Origin of the sequence: Paenibacillus sp. tmac-D7 (assembly GCF_006519665.1) — a bacterium.
Classification (GTDB): Bacteria; Bacillota; Bacilli; order Paenibacillales; family NBRC-103111; genus Paenibacillus_G; species Paenibacillus_G validus.
Genome location: NZ_VIDW01000094.1, coordinates 1 through 2,964, shown reverse-complemented (window position 1 = coordinate 2,964; position 2,964 = coordinate 1). Strand labels below are relative to the sequence as shown.

2 protein-coding genes are annotated in these 2,964 nt (G+C 38.8%); both read right to left on the bottom strand.

Annotated features, from left to right (window positions below; genetic code table 11):
• Nucleotides 1–625: 625 nt before the first annotated feature.
• The gene (locus FKP33_RS26520; protein ID WP_141336804.1) at nt 626–1,309 is read right to left on the bottom strand and encodes a GntR family transcriptional regulator; all 684 of its coding nucleotides are present in this window, start codon (nt 1,307–1,309) and stop codon (nt 626–628) included.
• 533 nt (nt 1,310–1,842) lie between these two features.
• The coding region (locus tag FKP33_RS26515; RefSeq protein WP_141336803.1) for a sugar ABC transporter substrate-binding protein at nt 1,843–2,964 on the bottom strand (1,122 nt) is incomplete at its 5' end.

Sequence of the window (2,964 nt, the reverse complement as noted above, 5' to 3'; positions counted from 1 at the left end):
AATGGTCTATAGCCGCCTTCTGGTTCGCCTTATAGGTCGGATTGAAGATGCCATGCCATCTCGTCGCTCACATGGTGTTCGTATGAAGTAAAGTTTCCCCTTGTAAGAGAATGCTGGAAAATCTGCATGAATAAAAAGCGCTTTCCACCCTTTGGGAATCCGATTTCAAAAACATGTTGTAAGCCCTTTCATTTTAATGTGTCAACTATTTGTCCGGCTATTTTTATATATGACTACACCCCTTCTTTCGGTCTCCTACAGTCTTCCGCGATGTCCGCTGGCATCCGTTGTCGGGTCTATACAACCATGACGAATCCACCATTTTACAAATTATCCTATACTATGATTCATGATTTTACCGGATCGTGCAGCCCATAGGCATGATCATATACAACAGTACCAGGGACAACCCAGTCTGCCTTTTTTAAAAATCTAATTTTATACATGTGATAATCCCTTTTTACAATTCGCTATAAATACACAATCCTAACCTTCCAACCACATTACATTTAACAGCAGCTGCGACTGGTTCAGGAGGACCCTATTGTCCTCCCTCCCCCCACCCAAGTGAGCATTAGATAGAAATGTTTTGTTTAACAATGCGGCCATACTGTTCTCATTTCACTTATATGGTTCTAATGTTATTTTTCACTGCAAATATGATAGATTCTTTGGTTCCCCTCACATGTTTTCTCATTCTGCGCTCCGCAAGTTCACCGTCCCTGGCTTGAATAGCCTCAAATATTTCCCAATGTTCCTTATTGGATAATTCTAGTCTTCCAGGAATATGGTTAGAAAAATAATGAAATCTCTGAATTTGGTTCTTAAAATCGGAAACGATAGTCAAGATCTTATTGTTGTTTGCAACGTCAAGGACAATCTCATGCAATGTGTTTCCGAGCTCAAAAGAATGCTCCTTATCTCCGTTTTCAAGTTCTTGATCAGCCTTTTCCAATGCCTCTTGCAACAAAATGATCTTTTGTTCAGTTATCACACTTGCCGCAATCCTAGCGCTAATACCTTCGAGAGCTTCTCTTACAGTAAAAATTTCCTCAAGATCTTTTATCGTAATTTCTTTAACCAAAGCCCCTCTTCTCGGAAAAAATTCGACCAAACCATCCTGGACCAGATGCCTGATAGCTTCCCTGATGGGCGTCCTACTCATCTGATACTCCTTGGCCAGTTTTTCTTCGACTAAGGGAGTATTTGAAGGTAAATCACCTTCCATAATCTTTTTCTTTAATGTTTCATATACCACACTAAACCTCGAATTGCTCTGATCATTGTTAACCATTGCTTCTTTCTTCACTTTTCACACTCCATTTGAGTTCAACTCAATCAACGTAATTAGGTTGATTATTATTAATATAGCTATAATATTGTGTACAGTATACAATTATGTTCATAATTATTATTCGGTACAATTATTACCAAATATCGCAATGTCCACTTTTGAATTGTATACTGTAATTACCGCTTTAACTGCTTATATTTGATATTATTGTATACAATCTTATTGACGCTTTAAATTTAACATACCTTTTCGAAATAATCAACAACTTTTTCCAAATAATGATGATGTAGCGTTACGTTCGAAATGATGCTTCATCTCTTCATTTCGGAGCACGTATCAAGCGTATAGTCGGCCGGAATATCCCCACATGAGCAATTAGTCGAAGTAACGGATTTTGTATTTGACGAATTTCATTTTGATTTAGCAGAGGGGGAAGAAGTAGAAGTTGTCTGTCCTTTTTGTGGCGGCACTATGCGGCGGGCGAGAAATATCCCAAGTGAATAAATCTTCACTTGGGACGTAATTTTAGTCGTGTTAGCGATACGTTTTTATTTACGCTTTGTTCCAAGTGCCCAGTCTACATAAGCTTCTCTCGTATCAACATTATCTTTATCAACAATTACAGTCGGAACATTCTGAATTTTATCAACAGAGAAACCTAGTACTTGGTGCATAAAAACAGACTTAATTAATTCTCGACCCATATCAACCGTACCCACATCAACAGTAGCTGTCAGCTTCCCTTGACGGATCGACTCAAAACCGGATTTAAGACCGTCCGCACCGATAACCATTATTCCTTCTTTACCATCCCATAGCTTTAGACCGCGTCCTTCAACGGCCTGCACAGCACCTAGAGCCATTTCCTCATTCTCTCCATAGATTAAATCGACATTAGGATGTGCTTGCAGCAAGTTCTCAGTAGCCTGCATCCCTTTGTCTCGAACGTAATCACCGCGTTGTTCTCCTACGATTTTCATATCAGGATACTTGGAAATAGCCTCCAGGAAACCATTTTTACGTGAAGTAGCAAAGTAACCAGGTAAACCCCATACCAATAAAATATCTCCTTTTCCGCCTAACTTTTTAGCTGCATATTCACCTACAAGGTACCCTGCTTGGTAATGGTTGTTATAGCTGATTACGGATACCGCTTTTAAATCGCTTTCATCCCACATTTCAGCTGGCATATTAAATAAATAAATCATAGTTCCTTGTTTCATAGCCTTCTCATAGACTGCATTCATAGAATCAAAATCACCTGTTGTGCAGACAAATATGGCATCAAATTTTAGTGACGTCCAGTTTTCAATTGTAGCCACTTGTGACTCTACAGACTGAAAATTACCCGGAGCAGCCATCTGAAACTCGAAATTTACTCCAAATCGATCACTTAATTCATTCATCATTGTATTGGCAGCGTGTTCAAAAATGTCATAATGCTCAGAAGCAGCTGGTGGTGATAATCCAATTTTAAGCGTAGTCCCTTTTGCTGCTTTTTTCACAAATTCTTCAAAATTGCTATCTCCCCACTGATAGACGTTACCAGATGGTGGTTTATTATTGTCTAGAGTTGCAGAATTATCGCTACAACCTGACACTACCCAAATTGCTAACAGGGATAAAAATAAAATAGTCAATCTCATTTTTTTGAAAGACATGGTTAGACC